This window comes from Gemmatimonadota bacterium (assembly GCA_026706345.1).
Lineage (GTDB): Bacteria > JAAXHH01 > JAAXHH01 > JAAXHH01 > JAAXHH01 > JAAXHH01.
Window position 1 is genome coordinate 27,548 of the sequence record JAPOYX010000237.1, and the last position, 24,131, is coordinate 51,678.

The following is a 24,131-nucleotide window of genomic DNA, read 5'->3' on the forward strand; positions in this document are numbered from 1 at the left end:
GGACGGACCCATGCCACCCGTAACCTATCTGGAAGCCATATCGGCGGGACTCCGAGAAGAAATGGAACGGGATGAGAGCGTCTTCTGTCTCGGCGAGGACATCGGGGTCTACGGCGGAGCGTTCAAAATCACGAAGGGATTCCTGGACGACTTCGGAGAAGATCGGGTGATCGACGCGCCCGTGGCGGAATCCGTGATCATCGGCGCGGCGATGGGCGCGGCGCTGATGGGCATGCGGCCGGTGGCCGAAATGCAGTTCGCCGATTTCATCACCTGCGGGTTCAATCAACTGGTGAACAACGTGGCCAAGACCCACTACCGCTGGGGCGCCGCCGTGCCGCTGGTGGTGAGATGTCCCTCCGGGGCCATCGGCAACGCAGGCCCGTTCCACTCGCAGAATCCGGAGGCCTGGTTCTGCAAGGTGCCGGGTCTCAAGGTCGTGACGCCGGCCACGACCTACGACGCGAAAGGCTTGCTCAAGTCGTCCATCCGGGACAACAACCCGGTGCTGTTCTTCGAACACAAGGGCCTGTACCGGTTTCCCCGGATCCGGGAAGAGATCCCCGAAGAAGATTACACCGTGCCCATCGGCGAGGCGGCAATCCGGCGGGAGGGCAGTGACGCGACGATTGTCACTTACGGCAAGATGGTCTTTCACAGCCTGGACGCCGCGGAAACCCTGGCCGGAGAAGGGATCGAGACGGAGGTACTCGACCTGAGGTCGCTGCTGCCTTATGACAAGCAGGCCGTTCTCGAATCCGTCCGGAAGACGAACCGGCTCCTGGTCGTGCACGAAGATACGCTGACCGGCGGATTCGGTGGCGAAATAGCCGCGGTGGTGGCCGACGAAGCCTTCGAGCATCTCGACGCGCCCGTGCGCAGGCTGGCGGCCATCGACACGCCCGTGCCCTTCAGTCCGCCGCTGGAGAGCTACTTCCTGCCGAACACGGAAAAGGTCACCGGCGCCCTCCGGGAGCTCGTGGCCTACTGAACGGACAGCACGAACGAGCAGCAGTACACAGCACGAACGAGCAGCAGTACAAAGAGGATACCCCAAGTGAACATCGTCATGCCCAGGCTCGGCGAGAGCGTCGAGGAAGGAACGGTCATCCGCTGGTTGAAGCAGGTCGGCGATCCCATCGAGCGGGACGAGTCCGTGGTGGAGATCACCACCGACAAGATCGACACGGACATTCCGGCCATCGCGGGCGGCGTGCTGAGCGAGATACGCGTGGCCGAGGGGACGACGGTGGCCATCGGGGAGGTCATCGGCGTCATCGATACCGGAGATGATGCGGACGCCGAATCGTCCGGGGCCGAGGCGGATGAACAGTTGGAGGGCGCCGGCGAGGCGCCGGAGACGATCGAAGCCGACGAGCTGACCCCGGCCGCCGCGGATGGAGGCGGTGGCGGTCCGGTGAGACGGGCGCGCTCCGACCGCTTTTACTCACCCCTCGTACTGCGCATCGCCCGGGAAGAGCGTATCGACATGGCTACGCTCGAATCCCTGGAAGGGACCGGCAAGGGCGGCCGGGTAACCCGGGACGATCTGCTCACCTACCTGGAACGGCGGGCATCCCGGATTCCCGAACCGGCCGCGGAGCAGGAAGGAGAATCGGAATATATATCGGTCTCCCGTCCGGCAGGCACCGAAGAAGCCCGCGTCGTGACCATGGACACCCTGCGCAAGACCATCGCGAAGCACATGGTCCACAGCAAGCAGGTGTCGCCTCACGTAACCTCCGTGTCGGAAGTCGACATGACCCACGTCGTGCGCTTTCGGGACGAGGCCAGGGAACGGTTCCAGCAGAAGACCGGCATCAGGCTGACGCTGACCCCGTTCTTTATCACCGCCATCGTCGACGCGCTTCGAGCGAACCCCATGCTGAACGCCACCATGGACGGCGACCGCATCCTGCAGTGGAAGCAAGTGAACATGGGCCTGGCGGTCGGACTGGAAAAGGGGGTCGTGGTGCCGGTGATCCGCCACGCGGACGAGATGGACTTCGCCGAGATAGCCGAGGCGGCCCATGATCTCGCCAAGCGCGTCCATGACCGCAAGCTAACTCCCGACGACCTGAAGGGCAGCACGTTCACGCTGACGAACCCGGGCATGTGGGACACGCTGTTCGGCACGCCGATCATCAATCAGCCCGAGGCGGGCATCATCGCCACGGGAAGCGTCAAGAAGCAGGTCGTCGTGCAGGCGGATGATTCCCTGGCCATCCGCTCCATGATGTTCCTGAGCCTTTCCTTCGATCACCGGTTCATCGACGGACTCAACGCCGCCCGGTTCATAAGGGACATCACGCGCGGCCTGGAGTCCTTCGACACCGACCGGGTCGGGGCCTGACCCTGTCGCGATGCGGTTGGCGCGCCCGTACCGGTGAGTCCAGACGGGCCCAGGCGATTCCGCGAGTCCGGGCGAGTCCAGGCGTCCAGGTGAATCCGGGCGAGTCCAGGCGAGTCCAGGCGAGTCCGAGGGTCCGCGAGGAGCGGAAATGACCGTGGAGCCCGGTTCACTGCGTATCGGCACGATGGGATGGACCTACCGGGACTGGTCGGGCACCTTCTACGCCCGCGACGCCGACCGGAAAGAGCTCCTGCGGTGCTACGCCCGGGTTTTCGACGCCCTCGAAATAGACAGCACCTTTCATTTCATCCCCAAACCGGAAGTGGTGACCGCCTGGCGCGACCGTACCCCCGATACGTTCCGGTTTACGGCCAAACTCCCCGGTAAAATCACCCACGAACGCGGATTGGTGGAAACGGAGGATCTGCTGGTCCCGTTCCTGGCCAGCATGGCCCTGCTGGGCGACCGGCTCGGCTGCCTGCTCGTTCAGCTCCCGCCCGGATTTCAATATAACCCGGGGACCTGCTCCCGTGTGGAGGCATTCCTGAAACTGCTGCCTGCCAGGGACTTCCGCTTCGCCTTCGAATTCCGCCACGCGTCCTGGATCAAGCCGGAAGTATTCGAACTCCTTCGCACGCACGGCGCGGCATGGACCATACAGGATCATCCCAAAATCATGCCGATCGTGCCCGAGATTACTGCGGACTTCACCTACATCCGCTGGATGGGCGATACGGAAGACCCGCGCATCGGCCACTTCAGGGAATCCGTCGTCGACCGCACCCAGGACCTCATCAAGTGGGCGGAACGGGTGAAACGGGACATGCTCCCCAGGGTCGACGCGCTGTACGGGTTCTTCAACAACTACTATTCCGGGCACTCGCCCAGCGACTGCAACCGGATGAAACGGCTGCTCGGCCTGGATACCGTCGCCCCCGATTTCGACCGCCAGTTGAGTCTGTTCTGAAACCAGTTGAGTCTGTGCTGAAATGGGTTGCGCCATGGGCAAATTCATCGCGATCGGATCGATTCTGCTCGGACTGTGCGCCTGCTCCGCGGAGGCTCCGCCGGACGAAGACGGGATCCGGCTTACGCTCTGGACCCAGGACTACTGGGTCGGCGTCACCGGCCACGAACTGGACGGCGTCCCGCTGGATGATCCGCGCCGGGCGCAGTACACCGTCAAGGACTGGTACAACAAGGTCGCTCGCGATTTCAAGGCGCTGTATCCGGACCGCAAGATCCGCATCGACATCGAAACGCTCGACTGGACCAACGGATTCCAGAAGATCGACATCGCCGTGGCGTCCGGACGTCCGCCCGACGTCCTGATCAGCACGTCGGGCATCGCGTTGAAATACGCCCGGTTCGGGCTCCTGGAAGCCTTCGACGACGATCTCTCCGAGGAAGACATCAGGGATTTCGGCCCCTTCTACGATTTCAGCGAATACCAGGGCAGGCACTACTTCCTGCCCTTCATCGGCGGCAACCGGTACATGATGGCGAACCTGGAGATCTTCCGGGAACGGGACGCCGTGCATCTGCTGCCGAGCGAGGGCGACCGGCTCTGGACCTGCGGTCAGTTCCTCGCCGCCGCCCGCGCGACGACCTTCGACCGCGACGGAGACGGCAAGGTCGACGTATACGGCTTCGCCATGCCTTTCCAGCGGAACTCTCCGCAGCAGGACCAGATGCCTTTTTTCTGGGGACACGGCGCCCGTCAGTTCAACGAAAGCGGCGACAGCCTGGTGATCAACAGCGAGGAGGGTGTACGGGCCCTGCAGTTCCTGGTGGACCTGGAGCACGTACACCGCGTGGTGCCGGCGGGCTCCGCCGGGTTGCGCAACAACGACGTAACCGATCTGTGGAACGCGGGCCGGCTCGCCATGCGACAGGCCTACCACGGCACCCGGCGTGCCCACGAGCGCGCGCTGGCGACCGGCGTGATCGAAGAGGAGGTCATCGAACTCTACCCCATGATGTATCCTTCTCTGCCCGGGATCGATCCCGGCGCTTTCGTCGTGGCCGACTCTCCTTGCGTGTTCAGGCAGGAGGACGAGGAAAAACGGGCACTCTCCATCGCCCTGGCGAAGTTCCTGACCAACACCCGGCACGAACGGGAAGCCGCCTACGCCCTGTCCACCCTGCCGACCAGGTATTCCGCACTGGACGTCTGGGCCGACGATCCCTTCCAGCAATACGTCCTGCGCGTGGCGCGATACGGCACGAAAGACGCCATACAGGGGTACGGCATCCCCCTGGTAAACATGACGCTGAGCGCGTTCCAGGCCGCCATGTCCCGGCAGGCCACGCCCAGGAAGGCGCTCGACGACCTGGCCAGGCGGGGCAACCGGTTCATACGCAGAGACATCGAACGCCGCCTGCGCGCGGGGGCGGGGTAAGCGCCGGAGGGTCCTATCGTCTTGCGCCTCATACGAACTGTTTACAAGGAACGCTGGGCCTATCTGTTCCTCCTCCTGCCCCTCCTGCTTTTCGCGGTCTTCAACATGCTGCCCATGGCCGCGACGATCCTCCTCGGTTTCGCCGATTACTTTCCAGGAGGACAACCGGTCTGGACCGGCCTGGAGAACTACGCCTACGCGCTGTCGGACGACCTCTTCTGGAAGGCGCTGGGCATCACGACCCTGTACACCTGCGGGGTGGTGCCCGCCAGCCTGCTGATCTCGCTGTTCCTGGCCTACGTCATCTTCCGACTGAAATACGCCTGGGCCCAGGTCATCTTCAAATCGGCGTTCTACCTCCCGGTGGTGACGTCCGGGGCGATCCTCTCCCTGGTCTGGCTCTGGCTGTTCAACCCGGCCCGGGGCTGCTCAACTACGTGCTGTCCTTCGCGGGGCTGGGGCCCTATCTGTGGACCAGCGATCCCCAGATGGCCCTGCCCTCCCTGATGTTCATGGCGATCATGGGCGGGCACGGCGCCGCCATCGTGCTGCTGACCGCCGCCATGGGCGGCATCCCGTCCAGCTACTACGAGGCGGCGCGTCTGGACGGGGCCGGCCCGTGGCGGCAGTACTGGAAGATCACCCTGCCCCTGCTCCGCCCGACGCTGCTCTACCTGCTCGTCACCAGCACGATCGCCTCCTTCCAGGTGTTTACCCAGGTGCTCATGATGACGGGAGGCGGCCCGGACTACGCGACGACCACGCTGGTGTATCTGATCTATACCGACGCCTTCGAGTACTTCGACTTCGGGAAGGCCTCCGCCGAGGCGACCCTGCTTTCCCTCAGCCTGGCCGGCATCGCCGTACTGCAGTACAAGTGGCTGGCCAGCGACGTGGAATATTGATTCGAGTCGCCAAAACCCCGCACAATGCTAAAACAGGACAGCCATGTTTCCATACGTTTTCCGGGTCCTGCTCGCGCTCTTCGCCGTACTGACGCTGATGCCGCTGTACTGGATCGTCGTTACCGCGTTCCAGACGCCGTCGGTAGTCCTCGCCTTTCCGCCGAGCCTAGTGCCGTCGCCGGCGTCGTGGATCAACTTCGCCCGCCTGTTCAATGGTTCCGAGATCCTCGCCTGGATGTCCAATTCCCTCATCGTGACGGGCACGGTGACGGTATCCAACGTGCTCCTCGGCACCCTCGCCGGGTACACGCTGGCCAAGAAGATCTTTCCGGGACGCCAGACGATCTTCTGGACGGTGATCAGCCTCATGTTCGTCCCGAGCCAGTTGACGATCATCCCGCTCTACGCGCTGATCGTCAAACTGGACTGGATCAATACCTACAAGGCACTGATCGTCCCGGCGCTGATCATGCCCTTTTCAATTTTCCTGATGAAACAGTTCCTGCAGACGCTGCCCACGGAACTCATCGAGGCCGCGCGCATGGATGGATGCGGCGAGTGGGGGGTGTTTCAACGGGTGATCCTGCCGCTGGCGAAGCCAGGGATGGGCGTCCTGGCCATCTTCACCTTCATGGGCGTGTGGAACGAGTTCCTGTGGCCGTTGATCGTGATCAACAGGAGTTCGATGATGACGCTGCAGATCGGGCTCAACTCCCTGCAGAACCAGTACTATACCGACTACGGCCTGCTCATGGCCGGGGCCGCGGTCTCAGCCCTGCCCATGATCGCCTTCTTCCTCGTCTTCCAGCCCTATTTCGTGCGGAGTATCACCATCGGCGCGGTGAAGGGGTAAGACGCCGGGTTTCCGGCAGGTGGAGGTCCCGCCGGAAGCTGCTATTCTGCGTCTGCGGTGCGATTCGGCCTGGCTCCGGTACTAGTCCAGCGCCGGGAAGTCTTCCTGGTCCCGCAGGGTGTAGGACAGGAGGGCCAGGTCGTGCAGGCTGCCCTCGATGTCGCGGACCTGGGCGGGCAGGATGGCCCGCTGCACGAAACCGACCAGTTGCAGCAGCAGGATGGCGCCCCGCTGGACGTCCACCATGCACTCGGCGTTGAGCTGCTCGATCGACCCCGTATGGAGCGCTACGGAGATCAATTCGTTGATCATTTCGACGGCCAGTCCCTGCCGCCGGAAATCGGGGTGTACGACGAGGCGGAGCTTGCCGATATGGCTCTTCCAGCCGCGGCGCTCGCGGTGCAGCGACACCTCGGCGACGATTTCGCCGTCCACGATGGCCACGATGGGAATGACGACGTCCCAGTCGATATTGCTGCACCATCCCTCGATGATGCTCTTATCCCGGATGTCGTCTTTCAGGAAGATCCGGTCCTTGCGCGGGATCGACTGAAAAAAGGCGTAAAGCGCTTCCACGTCGTCCGATTCGAGCGGGCGGATCGTAACCTTCGTGCCGTCCTTCAGCGTCTCCGTCTTCGGGTATTCCTGGGCCAGGATTTCTTCCAGCATGGAGGACTCCCTTCTGCTTTCGTGCCCCTCGCAGTGCCGAAAACAGCCGGCGGGCAGGCGCTTGTCTTCGCGTTATATCCACTGTTCGTCAATCTGGAAGTTAGGTCGAAGGGAAAGTATTGTCAAGCGGGGTCTGGTACATCCCGAACGGTCTTGTACAGGTTCCAATCAACCCGTTCAATGAAACGGAAACGGCCTTCATTATTGTAAAATTGAAATACTACCTGCAATTTGTCACAACGATGCAATGGCACCTCGTTCGGACCTCTGTACCAGGCTGTTCTTTCCCCCAAAAACCGCTTGACACGATAGCGCCTCACCCGTAGCCTTACAGCAGATCAATGCCACGAACGGAATTACCATTGTTTCGGGCCGCAACACGTTGAGCAGGGCTGCCTGCGTTGCGTCCTTCATTCTTGTGCTGTCATACCGATTAGCAGGTATACGGCCCGTGGCCGGGGAGGAGCCTATCCATGAAGCTTACATTCACCGATCTCAACGATATGATTCGTGAGTTGAAGGAGAAGAGTGTCCAGTCGATTCGAGTGAATGAAGTGATTCGTGATGTGCAGGTGATGATACCGGATGATTATCCGATGCCGGTAAAAGCCTTTTCGGTCTACGTAACCGCCAACATCGATGGAGAATGGAACGAGGATCTCGTGGCTGAGTACGTGGAGCACGTCGGCTGTGTCGACGAGCTCGCCGGGGAGGAGGTCCTTTCGGACCTGCATCGGCGCACGGGGAACAAGGTGGAGATCCTGCGCGAACTGCTGGCGGGCGAGTTCCTGACGGTAGGTTCGGGTCGGTTCGAAGAATGAATGGCGTTGCATCGCACGCCGGTCCCGTTGGGAATCCGCTGACCGGGACCGGCCTTGAAAACTCCAAAAAACAGAAGGGGTATTGACGTGAGCACCGATTCCGTCGGCTTCGGCGTGATAGGGCTTGGTATGGGCGCCGTACGCGCCCGTTTCATTCATGAGACGGAAGGCGCAAGACTCGTGGCGGTCGCCGAACTCGACGAAGAACGGGGCCGGAAAGCCGCGGATGAATACGGGATCGACTGGTACCGGGACTACCGGCGCCTCCTCGACCGGGACGATATCGACGTCATCACCGTGATGACGCCCAGCGGCACCCATGCGGACTTTGCCATCGCGGCATCGGAGGCGGGCAAGCATGTCATCACCACCAAGCCCGTGGAGGTCAATCTGGAACGGGCGGACCGGATGATCGACGCCTGCCGCGAGGCGGGCGTGATCCTGGCCGTCGATTTCGAGGCGCGGTACATGGCCGACAACGTCCGCGTCAAGCAGGCCGTGGACGAAGGCCGCCTGGGCAGGATGATCCTGGGCGAAGTGCGTCTGAAGTGGTTCCGGAACGACGCCTACTACGAAGGCTGGCACGGCACTTGGGCACTGGACGGCGGCGGATCGCTGATCAACCAGTCCGTGCACCAGATAGATCTCCTGGTCTGGTTCATGGGTGCGCCGGAATCTGTCCAGGGCCAGATCGGGGTGTTCAACCACCACATCGAATCCGAAGACCTCGGCATGGCCATGATCAAATTCGGGAGCGGTGCGGTGGGAACCATTCTCGGGACGACGACCTGCCCCGTCACCATCCCCGCCGGCGTGGAACTCCACGGCACGGAAGGTCTGGTCATTACGGCCGGGAACAAGGTCGCTACCTGGCATATCCCGGAAGAATCGATCGATGACCCCTTCGAGTACGAGGGCCCCCGCAACGTGATCGAGGACATGGTCCGGCTGGTCCGCCACGGCGGAACTCCCCGCATAACGGGCGAGGAAGCCAAGAAGTCCCTCGCGCTGATCCTGGCCGTCTACGAATCGTCGAAGACGGGAAAGTCCGTAACCCCGTAACCCGGAAGATGGAAGAGCACAGCATGTCCAGCGCATTCGAAGTGTTGAGGGAACGGGGGTTCGTCTCCCAGGTCACGGACGAAGAGGCGGTCGCCCGCGCCTTCGACGAAGAGACCGTGACCTGTTACATCGGCTTTGACCCGACGGCGAGCAGCCTGCACGTCGGCCACCTCGTCCAGATCATGGCATTGGCCCACGTCCAACGCGGCGGTCACCGGCCCATCGCCCTGGTGGGGGGCGGGACGGCCATGGTCAGCGATCCGAGCGGCAAGGACGAGCTCCGGCCCATGCTGGCTACGGAGGCCATCGATCAGAACATCACCCGGATCAAGACCCAGCTTGAACGTCATCTCGACTTCGATGGCGGAAGAGCGCTGATGGTCAACAACGCGGACTGGCTGCGGAGCCTGAACTATGTCTCTTTCCTGCGGGAAATCGGGGAGCATTTCAGCGTGAACCGCATGCTGACGGCCGAAGCCTACAAGCTGCGCATGGAGAAGGGATTGACTTTCCTGGAATTCAATTACCAGATTCTCCAGGCCTACGATTTCCTGATGCTCTTCCGAAACTACGGATGCACGATGCAGTTGGGTGGAGACGATCAGTGGGGCAACATCGTGGCCGGCGTCGACCTGATCCGGCGAAAGGAACGGGCCGCGGCCCAGGCGGTCACGACGCCCCTGCTGACGACGGCCGACGGAAGCAAGATGGGCAAGACCCTGGGCGGCGCCCTGTGGCTCGATCCCGCCCTGACCTCGCCCTACGACTACTATCAGTACTGGATCAACGTCGACGATCGGGACGTTGCGGGCCTCCTCGCCCGCTTTACCTTCCTGCCCATGGAGCAGATCCTGGAACTGTCCGCCCTGGAAGGCGAGAAAATCAGGGACGCCAAAACAGTGCTGGCCTACGAGGCAACAAAAATCACCCATGGCGAGGAGGAAGCGGCCCAGGCGGAGCGCGGCGCCCGGAGCGTGTTCGGCGGCGCGTGGGATGGCGGCGACCACGTACCCACCGTGGAAATAGGCCGTGATCGCCTGGAAGCCGGCATCAACGTCGTCGATCTGTTCCTGGAAGCCGAACTGGGCAAGAGCAAGAGCGAAGTGCGCCGGTTGATTCAGCAGGGCGGCGCATCCGTCAACGGCGAAAAGGTGTCCGCGATCGAGCGTGTACTCGATACCGGAGATCTCGACGACGAAGGCGTCCTGCTGCTGAGAGCCGGCAAGAAGCGTTTTCAGCGCGTCAAGACCGGATGAGACCTGACGCGGACGATCGCGTACGCGGCACCGCACCTGCTGTCATTCCTTGATCTTTTTCGCTCATCCCCGCCACGCGCGGGTTTTTCTTTTTTCTTATGTTCAAGAACCTGAATCCCGGCATGATCGGCATCAGCGCTTCTCTGCCCGAGGCGCTGGATATGGCCGCGCAACACGGGTTCGGCGGGGTCGATCTCAACATGCCGGACGTGGCCGAACTGGTCGGGCGGACGTCTCTCGAGGAGGTCAGCGGTTTTTTCGCGAGAACCGGCCGGCGTACCGGGAACTGGGGACTGCCTGTCGAATGGCATGGCAGCAGGGAGAAGTGGAAGGAAGAACTGGCCCTGTTGCGAAGCTACGCCGCCCTGGCGCGGGATATCGGCGCCCTGAGGACGACTACTGTTGTGCTGCCTTATTCGAATGAACGGACTTTCGACGAAAACTACGCCTTTCACGTGGAGCGGCTGAGGCCGGTCGCCGAAATCCTCGGGAAATACGGCTGCCGGTTCGGCCTGGAGTTCATCGGTCCGAAAACGCTGAGAGTGGGAAAGAAGCACGAATTCATCTGCACCATGGACGGCATGCTGGCGCTCTGCCGCGACCTGGGCCCGCACGTGGGGCTTTTGCTGGACCTGTGGCACTGGTATACGTCCCACGGCACCTGGGAAGATCTCTCGAAACTGGGCAACGACGACATCGTCAACGTGCACGTCAACGACGCGCCGGCCGGGATTCCGGTCGACGAGCAGATCGACAACCAACGGTGCCTGCCCGGCGAAACCGGCGTCCTCGATATAGCCCGGTTCCTCGGCGTGCTGGACGCCATGGGCTACGACGGGCCCGTCACGGCGGAGCCCTTCAGCGCCCGGGTGAACGGACTGGCACCGCATAATGCGCTCAGCGAAACGGCCGAAGCCATGCACAGGGCATGGACTTCCGCCGGAATCGCGTAGTCCCGGCGGAATCGCATAGTCCCTGCGGGATCGCATAGTGCAGCGCGAGTTATCGATGCAGTCGAAGAAAGGTAAAGGATGACGACATCCCCGGAACGCGTTTCCGTCCACGGCGGCCACAGCGGACAGTTCTGCGGTCACGCGGAGGATCAGTTGGAGGACATCGTCCGAGCCTATATCGCCCACGGGTACGCCTGGGTGGGCATCACCGAGCACATGCCGCCGGAGAAGGATGAGCTGAGCTACCCCGATGAGCTGGACGCCGGCCTGAGCGCCGTCGATCAACAGGCCCGTTTTGCCGAGTACATGTCGACCTGCCGGCGGCTCCGGGACAAATACGCCTCGGAGATCCGGATCCTGGTGGCCTTCGAGGCGGAGGCGTACACGGGCTATGAAAGCTGGGTGCCCGCCGTGCGGAAGGAGTTCGAGCCCGATTACATCGTGGGCTCCTTGCACCAGATCAATGACGAGTTGTTCGATGGGTCGCCGGAGTGGTACCGGGCGGCGGCAGAAACAGCAGGAGGTGTGGACGAGTTGTACTGTGCCTACTTCGACCGCCAGTACGAGGTGATCACGACGCTTTCACCCGAGGTGATCGGGCACTTCGACCTGGTCCGAATCTTCGATCCGGATTACAGGGCGCGCCTGGTCAAACCCTTCGTGTGGAAACGAGTCGTGCGTAACCTGGAAGCGATCCGGGACCTGGGGTCGATCATGGACTTCAACCTGGCCGCGCTAAAAAAGGGCCAGCCAGAGCCCTATATTGCCCGCCCGGTGCTCGAGCAGGCCCGGAAGATGGGCATCGCCGTGGTGCCCGGGGACGACTCCCACGGCGTGGGCAACATCGACCAGTTCTGGGACGAGGGCGTGCGCATACTGCGGGCTGCGGGATTCGACTTGAAATGGAAATGCCCCGCGTGAAGTGGAACGACATCCCAAACGCTCACAGCCAGTTAAGGAATCTTCTACAAAACGGCTTTTTTACTCGAGAAATTCATAACAGCATCGACTAACGGTAATGTATCGATGCTAAGAAGAAGATGTTTCGGTTGATGGATATGTAGACGGGGCCAGTCCGGGATTGGATGAGAGAGGTGTCTAAATGAGTGACTTTGAAAACCCATCGTCGCCTTCTCCTGGCACACCGATCGTCCTTCAGAATGAATGGCTGATGACGCAGCTCATTGACATTAAGAAGGAAATGGGCGAGATACGTGCCGAAATCGAAAAATCAAGAACCGAAATCGAAAAATCAAGAACCGAAGCGGCGGACAGGGAAAACAGAATACTGAAATGGGCAATTGCCCTGGTGCCTGTAACTGCCCTCGCGTTACTGAAAATCTGGGATCTCTTACCAATAAACTGAAGGAAAACGAAGAACGCTCAATTCGGTACCTAGTACATTCTGTCCCAGGGACCGACCGGCACCTCGATGAGTGTCGGAGTATCCGCCGAAACGGCTTCGCTTACGGCCGCTTCCAACTGTGATGCGTCCTCGGCCAGAACTCCCCTTGCGCCATAGGCTTCGGCCAGCTTGACGAAATCGGGGTTGTGGAGTTCGGTGCCGACGACGTGGCCGTCGAATTCCTCCATCTGGGCACGCCAGACGTTGCCGTAGGCGTTGTCGTTGAACACGACTGTCACCACGTTAACGCCATACTTCACGGCCGTGGCGAGCTCCTGGAGGTTGTAGAGGATGCCTCCGTCGCCGGAGACCACGACGACCGCCCGGTCGGGCCGGCCGATCTTCAGGCCGATGCCCACGGGGAACACGCTGCCGAGGGTGCCGTGGTGCGAGGAAGTCTGGTATCCCCTCGGGGAATTGGAATGGTAGTAGTTCCGGCTGTAGTATCCCATCTGGTTCATCCCGCCCACGAAGATCCCGTCGTCCGGTATCGCCGCCCGCATGGCGTCCATGAAAGCGCCTTGCGGTTGGAGTTGCTCGCCGGACCCGAAGCGATGGGCATTGATCGCCTGGATATCTTCGGTGACGTTGGGCCTGGGATCCGTCCGGGCGGACACGCGATCGAACAGGACTTCGAGGCTCAGTGCGGCGTCACCGAGAATGCCGTGGGTATGGGCGCCATCCTGGCTGATCTGGGAGAGATCGTCGTCGATTCGTATTACCGTCTGGGATGCCAGACGGCTGCCCAGGTCGGTGGACGTACCCACCGCCAGGATCACGTCGCACGCATCCACTCGGTCCTTCAGCGGTTTGAATCGCGTCTCGCACATACCAAGCGAGAGGGGATGGCGGGCCGGAAGGATGCCCTTTCCGCTGCGGCTGCTGACGACCGGGCTGCCCAGATGTTCGGCGAGCTTGCGAACCAGCGGCGCACCTTCCGATGCCCCGACACCAACCCAGATCAGCGGCCGTTTCGCCTGGACCAGTAGTTCCGCCGCGTGATCCAGATGGGCCTCGTCGCCCGCCGCGGGTGCATAGGATTCGGCGGCCAGCAGTTCAACCTCTTCCGCGGATCTGAATATATCGGGGCCTACCTCCAGGATGACGGGACGCTTCCGTGGGGTATTGAGCTGGCGAAACGCTTCACGCACCAGGCCAGGTATATCCGCCGGCGATTCGGCCCGGCCCGCCCATTTCGAAAAGGCGCCATATTCGCCCAGACTGTCGTGTTTCGGCTGGCCGGGCTCGTGCACTCCGTGGTGGTCTCCCGTGATTAGCAGCACGGGCGACGACTGTGCGAAGGCCGTAGCCAGTCCGGCCGTGGTGTTGAAGAAACCGGGGCCCTCCACAGCCAGGCCGACCCCCGGCTTGCCGCTCACGCGGGCGTAGCCGTCGGCGATGTAGCTGATTGCCTGCTCGTTGCGGGTGGTGATGTAGCGCATGCCCTCCTGTTGGTAAATGCCGTCTATGGCTTCGTACTGACCCGCTCCCGGCAGGCCGAAGACGACGCGCACGCCGTTATTGTACAGGGACCGGCTCAGTGCTTCGCCGCCATTCATTCTGGGCATCTGCTTCTCCTCTAATCCTTGATCTGAACTCCATGCCTTGGCCTGAAGTTTAATTCCTGGCCTTGAATCTATTCACCGGCCACCTGCCTGCGGAACCACAGCAGGTAAACCGGCACGCCGAGGAGCAGCACGATAATCCCCGGCAGCGCCTCGCTGAAACTGAAAACGACCGTCGATACGATGTATCCGAGCGACACGACGATAAAGAAGAGCGGCGTGACGGGATAACCCCACACCTTGAATGGACGGGGCGCGTCGGGATACTTGCGGCGAAGGATGAATACGGCGACTACGCTCAACACGTAAAACACGAAGAGCACGTACATCACCGCCAGGACGATCTCCATGAAGTTGCCGACGAGGCTCCAGGCCATGCCCAGGATGGTCAGGGTCGTAATCGTCCGCGAAGGCGTTCGGAACCTGGGATGCACTCGGGTGAACCAGCTGAAAAAGAGGCGCTCGCGGGCCATGCCGTAGGCGATACGCGGCATGTAGATGATGTTGGCGTTGAGGGTTCCGAAGGTGGCCACGACAACCGCCAGGGAGGTCAGCGATCCGCCGACCGGACCGATCAGCCTTTCCGCTACCTCGGCCGCAATTTGATTCGACCGGGCGATTTCGTCGATATTCATGACGTAAAGGTATGCCCAGTTTACCGCCAGGTAGACCAGCATGCACAGGCTCAGTCCGATGATGATGGCCAGGGGCAGCACCCGCCTGGGATCCTTCACCTCGCCCGCGACGTTGTTCGTGTTATACCAGCCGTTGTACGAAAACAGGATGCCGACCATGGCCGTTCCCAGCGCGCCGAAGAGGCTCATTTCCCTGCCCGTGGCGGACGGCGTGGAGAAATGGTCCGCGGATCCGCCGACGATCAGGGCGAGGAATACCAGCCCCAGCAGGGCCGCGACCTTGGCGAAGGTGGACACGTTGGATATGATCCCTCCGAATCGCACACCCGCATAGTTGACGGCGCCAAGCAGCGCCAGGACAGCGAAGATCGCCAGGTGCTGGGTCGAGACCATCAGCGGTCCGGCCTGAATCAGCACATTTTCCAGCGAGATCTCCGGTACGAAGTACCCGATGTACGAGGTGCAGATCATGGCGACGGCGGCCAGCGCGCCGGGACAGATCACCGCGGTTTCCGTCCACCCGTAGAGAAAGGGCACGAAGGGCGGATAGGATTCCCGGAGATACACGATGATGCCGCCCGTGCGGGGCATCATGGCACCCAGTTCGGCGAAGCACAGGGCACCCGAGAAGCAAAGCATCCCGCCGATCACCCAGACCAGCAGGAACAGTTCGGGAGAACCCAGCACGGCCGCGATACCCGCGGGGGCGCCGAATATGCCGGACCCTATGATGCCGCCGACGATGATCGTCGTGGCCGCGACCAGGCCGAGATCCCGGGCCAGTTCGGTTTCGAGCTGAAACCGGTTCCCGACGCGCTCCGGTTCCGGTACTTGTTCAGCCATGCTGTTCCTCCGGTGTCGTCATGAACAGCGATTGCGTGCCTTTGAAAACAGGAAAGAAACTTAAAAAAAATTGGAAGCGGGGTGATCGTCAAGGACAATATACCCCGCGCACATCCCGTTTGACAGGGCGGCGCCGGATCAGTATATTCGGCCCGAATCCCGTCATCGACCGGGGGCAGGGCCCACGCCCGAGATCCCCGGTTCCGAACCTGTTTCCACCACCATCCAGACCTGAAATGCACCTCATCGTCGCCATCGTTGGCATGACCGGATCGGGCAAGTCGACGGCCGCCGAATGCCTGGTCGCCCGGGGCTGGCGCCACATTCGTTTCGGCCAGGTGACCATCGACCGGCTCAGGGAAGAAGGACGGGAAGTAAACCCGGAGAACGAGAAGGAGATGCGCGAGCAGTTACGGCGCGACCACGGGATGGGGGCTTTCGCGCTGCTTTCGCTTCCCGCCATCGCGGAAGGCCTGAAACACGGCCACGTCGTGATCGACGGGCTGTACTCCTGGTCGGAGCACAAGATCCTGAAGGAAGCCTACGGCGAGCGCATCCACGTGGTGGCCGTCGTCTCCTCGCCGAAGACCCGGTACGGGCGTCTGGAGAACCGGGTGCACGACGCGCGGCGCGACCCCCAGTACCGTATGCGGCCTCTCACGGCGGACGAGGCCCGGAAGCGGGATCATGCGGAGATCGAGAATATCGAGAAGGGGGGTCCCATCGCCATGGCGGATTTCACCGTGGTAAACGAGTCGACCCCGCAAGACATGATCGACGCGGTCCTGGCCTACGTGGGCCGCGTCACTTCCTCGTAACAAGCCGGCCCAGCTTCTTAACCCGCGGGTCCCGTTTCCTACAGGGGCAGGGAAATGGCCTTGCCTTCGGCCATGCTGCGGTTCACGGCCTCGGTGAACTCCATGTACTTGATCCCGACGTCGAAAGGCGTATGGGACACTTTTTCCAACCCTCGGATGGCGTTGACAAACTCCTCTTCCACCCGCCATTCTCCGTGGTCCTCGGGCCGGATCTCGATTTCGGACAGGGCGTCGTCGCCCCGGCGGGCTCCGTAAAGCTTGCTGTCGCCCATGCGGATCGTGCCCTCGCTTCCATAGATCGTGGCTTCGCTTTCGTTGGCCAGGCCCTGGACGGTCGAAATCTTGATATAGGCCGACGCGCCGCAGATCATGTCCATCACGATGTCGACGTGCTCCGGCACCCGTATGGCGCGCATCACGCCTGTATCGGCGTCTCTGCGCATTCTCGTGAAGGTCTTGCCCTGGGCGAAAACCGAAAGCGGATCCCCGACCCAGCGTCGCATGGCCTCGTACCAGATGCCCATGGTCATGATGTTCATCCCGCTGTAGTCTGTGTTCTGCCGCCAGTGCATGGGGCCGTCGCGGTCGATGAAGTCGCTGCCGGAGGAGCGGAGTTCTACGCTGAGTATGTCGCCCACGAATCCTTCTGCGATCAGCCGCTGAATGGTCTTGTCGGCCCACAGCGTCATGGGCGACGGAACGATCTGGGCGACGAGGTCGGGATTGCCCTGCGCGGCGTCGTGCATGAGCAGGGCCTCTTCGTGGTTCATGGCCATGCGCGCCTCGCACAGGATGTGCTTGCCGTTCGCCAGGGCCGCCAAGCTCGTGGCGCAGTGGAGGTAGGGCCAGGTGCCGACTACGATGGCGTCGGTGTCGTCCGCTTCGATCAGCTCGGTCCACGTCTCGTATATGGTCGGGATGCCGAACTGTTTCGCCACGCGCTCCGAGGACGCGCGGCTGCGGTTGCACACGCTGACGATCTCCACTCCTTCGATGGCCTGGAGCTTCGGTATGTGCATGGTAACGGTATTGGCGCCGGCGCCGACTACGCCTACGCGTATGGTTTCCATTGAGTTCCCCTTTTCGTTCTGGTTGTTGAGTCCATCTTCGTTGCTCACGCTCTCCGTACGGCTATTTCCGTCGGGCGCGAATGATGTCCGCGAGGTTCCGCGCCATCTCTTCGAATCCCCCCGGCGCCGGGTGCACCAGGTCCACGGTCAGTCCGTTGTTGGACCGGAGCATGGCGTCTCCCGGAATGTGTACAAGTTTCGGACGGTTCAACTGACTGACGCGTTCGGCCACGATGGACCGGAAAGTCTTGCACTTCTCGACGCCCATAAAATCATAGAGGCACGGGAAGATGTCAATGCAGAAGATCCAGTCGTCGGGATGGGCGTCGGCAATGGCCGTTACGAAGTACTCCACGCGCCGGTGAAACTCGTCCACGTCGAAGGACTGCACCACGTTGATGCCCATCTCGAGCGTCGCGATGTCCCAGTCGTCCCGGCCGGCGATGTAGTCCGCCATGCCCGCTTCCATGTGGGCGCCACCGCCGAATCCCAGGTTGAAGAGATCGGTGCCCAGGATCTCGGCGGTCCGGGCCGGATACGTGCCCGTGGGCCGGACGGCCGTGCTGCCGTGGGTGATCGAGGAACCGTAGGCCAGGTAACGCGTTTTCGGGGCCTGGTCCGGTCTCGGGAGCGAAGTCTCCCCCTCGATGGAGATCAGCCGGACCGAGGGTCGCCACGGCAGGACGACCCGGCTGAGGCCGGTATCGAACCGCGCGTCGGAAGGGGCGACCCGGCGCATGACCGGCTCGGTATCGGGGCGTTCCACGACAATCCGCGTTGGAGCCGCGTCGACGATGTGCAGCGCGCTGAAGTAATCGCCCTGGTATACTTCCGCGAGCGTCGGTCCTTCGGGACTCTGGAGCGTGATGACCGCCCGCTGGCCCTCCAGATTGAACCGGATTTCGCATCCCGACGCCTGCAGCGCGTTGTTCTTCGCCGATTCGTTCAGCGTCACGCGCAGGTCGTTCGGCACGCGACAGCAGATGCTGCCCGTTCCTCCCGGGTCGTCCAGCAGTTCGTGTACGTTGTGCAGTTCAGCTTGACCGAGAATCACGCAAACCTCCAGAGTCGAGGGTGATCAGCTATTATTGAAAGCGTGTCATCGAAACGCATTCGGATCGCCTGGTCCGCCTGGATCGCCTGGGTCGCCTGGATCGCCTGGGTTGTCTGGGCCACCCGGGCCGCCTATATGCCCAGCAGCCGGGCCGCGTTCTCACCCAGGGCCATGCGTTTCGCTTCGTCGGATATCCGGGCGGTGATGATCTTGCCGATCTGCGGCCTGGGATCCATCAGGGGCATGTCCGATCCGTACAGCACGCGGTCAGCCCCGCCCTTTTCCACCAGTTCTTCGATTACGCCGGGCGTCCGGTACGTCGAGCAGGTCTCCAGGTAGACGTTCGGGTACTTCTGCGCGGCGGCGATGGCTTCGGCGCGAGCCTCCGGCACGTTGCCGCAGTGGGCGGAGACGAAATTCACCCGCGGGTAGGCGGGCGCAAGGTCTTCGAAGTAACGGGGCCGGCTGTTGATGAAGTGATCCGTGTGGAAAATGATGGCCAGTCCCCGGTCCTGGGCGAATTCGTAGATCGGATGCCAGGGTTCCTCGTTGAAGGGCCACGGAGTATAGGGCGGGTAGAGCTTGATGGCCGGGAACCCCAGTTTGTCGATCGCCCGTTCCAGTTCGGGCACCATGCGGTCGGGCATGGTCGGCGAGACATAGGCAAAACCCACGAAGCGGTCCGGGTTCCGGGCGACGAATTTCGCGGTCAGATCGTTGCCCGTGGTCCCGTCCGGGTGAAATATGTGGAAGAGGCACGCGACATCGATACCGACGGCGTCCATGGCCCCCATCAGGAGTTCCGGGTCGTCCACCATGCCGTAACGTTCCCACCGGCCCACGTGACCGTGGTAGTCGATTACCCTCGTACCGTCAATCATGACCCCTCCGTGAGTCCGAGCAGCCGCTCGGCGTTTCCGGCACAGACCCGCGCGAGTTCCTCTTCGCTCATGCGCGTGTGGTGCAGGTAGAACAGGATCGGACCCATGGCGTATCGGGGATACCAGGAACCGTAGATGAACCGGTCCGCGCCGAACTGTTCGACGAGCGCCTCCACTTCGCCGATGGGTTCGTACCGGCTGAGTTCCAGCACGGCATGGGGACTCGCTTCCAGCAGGCCGCGAACGACCAGCGCGTGGGTATAGTGGGCCCCGACGAGCACCGCGTGCAGGTCGGGATAGGCCTTGAGTGTCGTGACCACGTGGTCCGCTTCCACGTCCATCAGCGGGATCCACAGCGGAATCCGGGCATCCGAGAGGTAGGACAGCAGGTTGTCGTAACCCCACGGGAGAAAAGGAAGGCCGGCGGACTGGCAGTCGTGCAGGCGGACGGACATCACCCGCCCCCGGCTGTGCAGATCCGCGATCTGCCTGATGGAGATCTCCACGGGCGCGACGGTCCACTGAGGGATCAGCCTGCCTGCCGCGTCGAGCCAGTCCTCCAGATACACATTCCCGTCCGTGGGGCTGATCTGCTCACCCTGCGCATGGTAGATCAGGGCGCGCTGGACGCCGTGAAAACCCATTTCGTCGAGAAGCTGAGCGGGGCTTTGACAGGGCGATGGACCGGTATGGTGATTCCCCACGCATACATTCGCGTCGATGACGGGTACACGGGGCGAAAAAGACAGTGAGGGCATGTGGTGTCGGTCCCTTGGGAGGCTGGTTTCAGGATTCAGTAGCGTATCAGTTTGGCATTTACCATCCGGTGTTCGAACGAAGGCAATAGACTGATTCCAATCTACTAAGGTTCTACGGTCACATTGTTCCAGTTTGTTGGGAATGGTTGGTAATTTTCGTAAGGATATTCTGTATCTGACAATAAAGCCCGGGCACGAGGGGGTTCCCCATTCGTGTTGATCCTTGCAGTTGACGCCAAACTCTCGAGATGGTCGACTAAACGCCAGACTTCATCAACACGAACTCCAAATCCAATGTTTCCGGTTGGAACCCGTTCTGGCCGTCCAGTATTAACATCAAACACGAGCTTCTCTGTTCCGGAGTTATTCACAGCAATGATCCACCCTGAATGATCGAAAATGGGGCTTCCGCTGGTTCCCCCCGAAAGATCGAGATTGTGCTGTACGAAACTGGTGTTGAAAGGTGTCGGATTAATTCCTATTTGAAATGGTCGTAATGCACTAATCGTTCCGTCCTTGAAGGTGGCAATCGGAACAATCGAAAAAATATCAGCAATTTCGTCCGGAAATCCAAGCGTTGCTATGGGCTGTCCTACACGTAGGTTTGTTGCATGTTCCCGAGGCAGTAATCGAGGGACCAGTTCTGTCGATTCCACCACAATCACGGCAACATCTGGCGACAAGGCAGTTCCATCGTAGTTAGGATGTTCGAAGTATGTAGTCGGAAAGTATGTATCAGAACCTCCAATGCGTGTTCCTGACTTGGTGGCGAAAACCCGCCAGTTTGTTGTGGTCGGGGAGTTGATAAAATCGTTGATTCCTCTGATTACATGCGCGTTTGTCCAGATTGCGTCCGAATAGTGAGCACGGAATCCTGTGCCGATAACATAGTTGGAGCCATAAACCTGCAGTCCCAAAGCAAAGATGTAGTCGTTAATAGGCACTTCATCGAGAACATCTGCCCAATTTAGCGGAGACCCGGACCCACCATCGCCAGTGGAACCTGCTGGCCCGGCTGGCCCGGCTGGCCCGGCTGGCCCTGGTTGACCATCTGATCCGGCTGGTCCCTGTGGTCCGGCTGGTCCGGCTGGCCCAGTTGACCCAGCTGGCCCGGCCGGACCCTTACTACCTTCACATGCTACGACTACCGAGAACAAAAAGAATGACGTTAAAAACGACCTAATTATGGTAGAAACAGTCACTGGTAGTTCCTTTCTTCGCTGAGACGTTACGGCTGCTTCTTTAAAGGTAAGAACAGTAATATCTGTTCTCTTTAACTACGGTGACTTACCCTATCCCTGCGTTGACATCATGTCAACGAAGTTTAAACTAAATAAACAATGTAGATTTCAATCTAATACACTACCCAGGATTCAACGGGTTTTCAGGTTGCCTCTTGTCGCTGAAAACTTGCAAGAAGATACGTAAACGGATCTTTGTAGGTGCCTATGCAGGCGTCACGGCTGCTCCGCATCCATGCCCGGCCGGATGCCGATTTCCTGCCCGAGCTTCTCCCACAGATCGGGTGGAATGGTATCGGTGGCGGCCTCGTACGCATCGTGTACGTGCCGGATACTCGCCGGTCCGAACATGACTACGCTTTCAACCGGCGCCGCCAGGCAGAACTGAATGGCGAGATGCCGGATGTTGACGCTGTTTTTGCGGCACCAGGTCCAGACCCTGTGCGCGCGCGGCTCGGAGCCGGGATGCATGCCCCGCTCCCGTTCCGGATCGGGCTCCAATCCCGTGAGGAGCCCCATGCCCTGCACGCTGGCGAGAATGATCCCGGTGCGTTGTTTCTTTGCCGCCGGAAAGATCGTGGCGGCGGCCGACTGGTTGATCAGCGTATAGTCCAGGAAGGTCAGGGACACATCGCTGATGCCTTCGTCAATCAGCCGGACGTGCCAGTCGTGTGACCGGGCGCCGAGCCCGATGTTCCTGACCACCCCCTGCGACTTCAGCTCGCGCAGCACGTCGAAAACCGCGCCTTCGCGTAACAACTCGTCCATGTCGGACGGATCGTGTACGAGTACGGAATCGAGGTAGTCCGTCTTCAGGGATCGCAGACTGCGGTCCAGGCTCCACCGGGCGCCCCCCCCGGTGAAGTCCTTCCTGCGTTCGGGATGGGTGCCGATCTTGGCCTGCAGATAGTAGGAGGACCGGGGTACGCCGGACAGCGCCTCACCCCATTTTTCCTCGTGATGGCCCGGGTAAGTATCGAAGTAGTTAATACCCAGCGACAGGGCGGTCTGGATCGCTTCGACCGCCTCGGGGCTTTCGTGCAGAAAAGCGGCTCCCATGGCCAGGGCCGCCGGACGCATGCCGGTTCGCCCGAACGATCGGGCGGGTAGGTTGTTCACGTACGCTTTCGATTACCGTCTGTCCGTATCAGGGGAATCATCGACTTCCTCTCCTGTATCGTCCTCCACGGCGGGTTCATCTTCGTCTTCGATATCGAAGTCCGTATCGTCGTCCTCCAGGTCGATATCATCGTCGTCCTCGGCTTCGTCGCCGTCGTCAACTGTTTGTGCCGACGCTGTCTCGTCCTCTTCTGCTTCTTCTTCGACTTCGTCAGCGTAGTCCACGTCTACTTCGGACGTTTCCTCTTCGAACGCAGCCTCCGCATCCTCACCTTTTTCTACTTCCGTTTCGTCATCAGCGGCTGCCTCGGTGTCTCCTGCTCCGCCCTCCTCCCCATCCTCGGCGCTGGCTTCCTCCGCAACATCGATTTCCTCTTCGGTTTCTTCTGCTTCGTCCGCTTCCTCGGCCTCCGTCGCTTCGATGTCCTCACCGTCTAATTCGTCGGCGACGGCGTCATCGTCATCTCCCGATCCATCCGCATCCGCTGCTTCTTCCCCTTTATACTCTTCGGCCTCGACCTCTTCCTCACCATCATCGATCTCATCGACAGCCGCGTCCTCGATCTCGTCTTCGGCTTCCACCGGTTCGGCGTCATCCCAGTCGACTTCCGCCACCACGGCTGCCGCGACGGCCTCTTCGACGCCATACTCCTCGTCCGCTTCCTCGGAATCCGCGTCCTCATCTGATTCCTGCGGCATCTCGACTTCACCCACTTCGACCGCGAACGTGACGTATTCGAACCAGCCTTCGCCCTGGTTGGCGAAACGATGCGCGACGCCCGGGAGCACATGGGCCGCGGATCCATCGGTGACCAGTTGCCGGTTTCCGTCAGCTTCCTCGATGGTACCATAGCCGCTGAGCACGTAATGGACGAGTTCGATCCCGTCCAACTGCTGCCAGTCGGTGCCCTGCCGTCCCTGGACGGCATAGCGGGTCACACCGTGCACGCGCTGGAGCACGCCACCTTCGCTGGCCGGGACTTCCTCCTCGCGCAGCAGCAGCGGCCAGGACACAGTGCCGCCTTCCAGCACCACGGGATGGACGTCGCGCCAGTCGCGGACCGCGGGGGTGCCCTCCCGGATCTCGTCCAGCGGGCAGCTGACGATGAGATGCTCCATCCATCCATCCCCGTCGTTGAACGCCTGGTGAGGCACGTTGACGGGCATGTAGACGGCCGTGCCGTCCCGGACGTCCACCTTGTCGTCCCCGATGGTCAGTTGGCCTCGCCCCCGAAGGATGAAATACAGCTGCTCGATGCTGTCGTGCTGGTGGTGGTCCGAATGCTGATGGCCCTGCAGCCCGTGCTTGACGAAGCTGTTGATCCCATGCAGCCGGTTCACTTCCGGCGGAGATGTTTCATCCTTGTCATGGGACTGGTACAGCGTCCATACCAGCGCGCTGATATGCCCCACGTAAGGTGCCTGGTCGCGCCAGTTTCGCACGCGGATACTCATGATATCTCCTTTG

Annotated in this window: 25 protein-coding genes; 14 read left to right on the forward strand and 11 right to left on the reverse strand. The window is 61.3% G+C overall.

The window, feature by feature from the left end; all coding sequences use genetic code 11:
- Positions 1–10 precede the first annotated feature (10 nt).
- The 7 genes from OXG98_16900 (at position 11) to OXG98_16930 (ending at position 6,513) form a co-directional block, all read left to right on the forward strand.
- Positions 11–991, forward strand: a complete 981-nt coding sequence (locus OXG98_16900; protein MCY3773687.1) for an alpha-ketoacid dehydrogenase subunit beta — start codon at positions 11–13, stop codon at positions 989–991.
- 66 nt (positions 992–1,057) lie between these two features.
- Positions 1,058–2,353: a dihydrolipoamide acetyltransferase family protein gene (locus OXG98_16905; GenBank protein ID MCY3773688.1), complete on the forward strand. Its 1,296-nt coding sequence runs from the start codon at positions 1,058–1,060 to the stop codon at positions 2,351–2,353.
- A 148-nt stretch (positions 2,354–2,501) separates the two neighbouring features.
- On the forward strand, positions 2,502–3,320 hold the full coding sequence (locus tag OXG98_16910) for a DUF72 domain-containing protein (GenBank protein MCY3773689.1): 819 nt from the start codon (positions 2,502–2,504) through the stop codon (positions 3,318–3,320).
- A gap of 34 nt (positions 3,321–3,354) precedes the next feature.
- Positions 3,355–4,755 carry an extracellular solute-binding protein gene (locus OXG98_16915; protein MCY3773690.1) on the forward strand — a complete coding sequence of 467 codons (1,401 nt, stop codon included), beginning with the start codon at positions 3,355–3,357 and terminating at the stop codon, positions 4,753–4,755.
- Positions 4,756–4,776: 21 nt separating this feature from the next.
- A complete protein-coding gene (locus OXG98_16920) occupies positions 4,777–5,262 on the forward strand; it encodes a hypothetical protein (protein MCY3773691.1) in 486 nt (161 codons plus the stop codon).
- Positions 5,244–5,660, forward strand: coding sequence for a sugar ABC transporter permease (locus tag OXG98_16925; GenBank protein ID MCY3773692.1), 417 nt, complete (start codon positions 5,244–5,246; stop codon positions 5,658–5,660). The genes OXG98_16920 and OXG98_16925 overlap by 19 nt, the downstream gene beginning before the upstream one ends.
- 43 nt (positions 5,661–5,703) lie before the next feature.
- Entirely contained in the window at positions 5,704–6,513 is an 810-nt protein-coding gene (locus tag OXG98_16930) for a carbohydrate ABC transporter permease (GenBank protein ID MCY3773693.1), read from the forward strand.
- 81 nt (positions 6,514–6,594) lie between these two features.
- On the opposite strand, the gene OXG98_16935 is transcribed toward OXG98_16930, so the two are convergent.
- Positions 6,595–7,182, reverse strand: coding sequence for a GNAT family protein (locus OXG98_16935; protein MCY3773694.1), 588 nt, complete (start codon positions 7,180–7,182; stop codon positions 6,595–6,597).
- A gap of 473 nt (positions 7,183–7,655) precedes the next feature.
- Here OXG98_16935 and OXG98_16940 point away from each other — a divergent pair, with 473 nt between their 5' ends.
- From OXG98_16940 to OXG98_16965, 6 genes are all read left to right on the forward strand, one after another.
- On the forward strand, positions 7,656–8,003 hold the full coding sequence (locus tag OXG98_16940; protein ID MCY3773695.1) for a hypothetical protein: 348 nt from the start codon (positions 7,656–7,658) through the stop codon (positions 8,001–8,003).
- Between the two features lie 87 nt (positions 8,004–8,090).
- On the forward strand, positions 8,091–9,065 hold the full coding sequence (locus OXG98_16945; GenBank protein ID MCY3773696.1) for a Gfo/Idh/MocA family oxidoreductase: 975 nt from the start codon (positions 8,091–8,093) through the stop codon (positions 9,063–9,065).
- A gap of 23 nt (positions 9,066–9,088) precedes the next feature.
- Positions 9,089–10,321 carry a tyrosine--tRNA ligase gene (tyrS, locus tag OXG98_16950; GenBank protein MCY3773697.1) on the forward strand — a complete coding sequence of 411 codons (1,233 nt, stop codon included), beginning with the start codon at positions 9,089–9,091 and terminating at the stop codon, positions 10,319–10,321.
- A 98-nt stretch (positions 10,322–10,419) separates the two neighbouring features.
- Positions 10,420–11,274 (forward strand): sugar phosphate isomerase/epimerase, encoded by an 855-nt coding sequence (locus OXG98_16955; GenBank protein MCY3773698.1) that lies wholly within the window; start codon positions 10,420–10,422, stop codon positions 11,272–11,274.
- Positions 11,275–11,352: 78 nt separating this feature from the next.
- A complete protein-coding gene (locus tag OXG98_16960; GenBank protein MCY3773699.1) occupies positions 11,353–12,195 on the forward strand; it encodes a histidinol-phosphatase in 843 nt (280 codons plus the stop codon).
- A 181-nt stretch (positions 12,196–12,376) separates the two neighbouring features.
- The gene (locus tag OXG98_16965) at positions 12,377–12,640 is read left to right on the forward strand and encodes a hypothetical protein (GenBank protein ID MCY3773700.1); all 264 of its coding nucleotides are present in this window, start codon (positions 12,377–12,379) and stop codon (positions 12,638–12,640) included.
- A 29-nt stretch (positions 12,641–12,669) separates the two neighbouring features.
- Here OXG98_16965 and OXG98_16970 read toward each other — a convergent pair whose 3' ends face one another.
- Complete coding sequence (locus OXG98_16970; GenBank protein MCY3773701.1) at positions 12,670–14,247, reverse strand: thiamine pyrophosphate-binding protein; 1,578 nt, start codon at positions 14,245–14,247, stop codon at positions 12,670–12,672.
- A gap of 68 nt (positions 14,248–14,315) precedes the next feature.
- Positions 14,316–15,722: an amino acid permease gene (locus tag OXG98_16975; protein MCY3773702.1), complete on the reverse strand. Its 1,407-nt coding sequence runs from the start codon at positions 15,720–15,722 to the stop codon at positions 14,316–14,318.
- Between the two features lie 236 nt (positions 15,723–15,958).
- Here OXG98_16975 and OXG98_16980 point away from each other — a divergent pair, with 236 nt between their 5' ends.
- A complete protein-coding gene (locus OXG98_16980) occupies positions 15,959–16,540 on the forward strand; it encodes an AAA family ATPase (protein ID MCY3773703.1) in 582 nt (193 codons plus the stop codon).
- 38 nt (positions 16,541–16,578) lie between these two features.
- Here the strand turns inward: OXG98_16980 and OXG98_16985 are convergent, their stop codons facing one another.
- The 8 genes from OXG98_16985 to OXG98_17020 all read right to left on the reverse strand — a co-directional run bounded on the left by OXG98_16985 (position 16,579) and on the right by OXG98_17020 (position 24,118).
- On the reverse strand, positions 16,579–17,658 hold the full coding sequence (locus OXG98_16985) for a Gfo/Idh/MocA family oxidoreductase (protein MCY3773704.1): 1,080 nt from the start codon (positions 17,656–17,658) through the stop codon (positions 16,579–16,581).
- A 13-nt stretch (positions 17,659–17,671) separates the two neighbouring features.
- Complete coding sequence (locus OXG98_16990; protein MCY3773705.1) at positions 17,672–18,664, reverse strand: GDSL-type esterase/lipase family protein; 993 nt, start codon at positions 18,662–18,664, stop codon at positions 17,672–17,674.
- 131 nt (positions 18,665–18,795) lie between these two features.
- Positions 18,796–19,545 carry an amidohydrolase family protein gene (locus OXG98_16995; GenBank protein MCY3773706.1) on the reverse strand — a complete coding sequence of 250 codons (750 nt, stop codon included), beginning with the start codon at positions 19,543–19,545 and terminating at the stop codon, positions 18,796–18,798.
- A complete protein-coding gene (locus OXG98_17000; protein ID MCY3773707.1) occupies positions 19,542–20,303 on the reverse strand; it encodes an amidohydrolase family protein in 762 nt (253 codons plus the stop codon). The genes OXG98_16995 and OXG98_17000 overlap by 4 nt, the downstream gene beginning before the upstream one ends.
- A 104-nt stretch (positions 20,304–20,407) precedes the next feature.
- Positions 20,408–21,247 carry a serine protease gene (locus tag OXG98_17005; GenBank protein MCY3773708.1) on the reverse strand — a complete coding sequence of 280 codons (840 nt, stop codon included), beginning with the start codon at positions 21,245–21,247 and terminating at the stop codon, positions 20,408–20,410.
- 23 nt (positions 21,248–21,270) lie between these two features.
- Complete coding sequence (locus tag OXG98_17010) at positions 21,271–21,438, reverse strand: hypothetical protein (protein ID MCY3773709.1); 168 nt, start codon at positions 21,436–21,438, stop codon at positions 21,271–21,273.
- Between the two features lie 322 nt (positions 21,439–21,760).
- Positions 21,761–22,663, reverse strand: coding sequence for an aldo/keto reductase (locus tag OXG98_17015; protein ID MCY3773710.1), 903 nt, complete (start codon positions 22,661–22,663; stop codon positions 21,761–21,763).
- Positions 22,664–22,675: 12 nt separating this feature from the next.
- Positions 22,676–24,118, reverse strand: coding sequence for a cupin domain-containing protein (locus OXG98_17020; protein ID MCY3773711.1), 1,443 nt, complete (start codon positions 24,116–24,118; stop codon positions 22,676–22,678).
- Between the last annotated feature and the right edge of the window lie 13 nt (positions 24,119–24,131).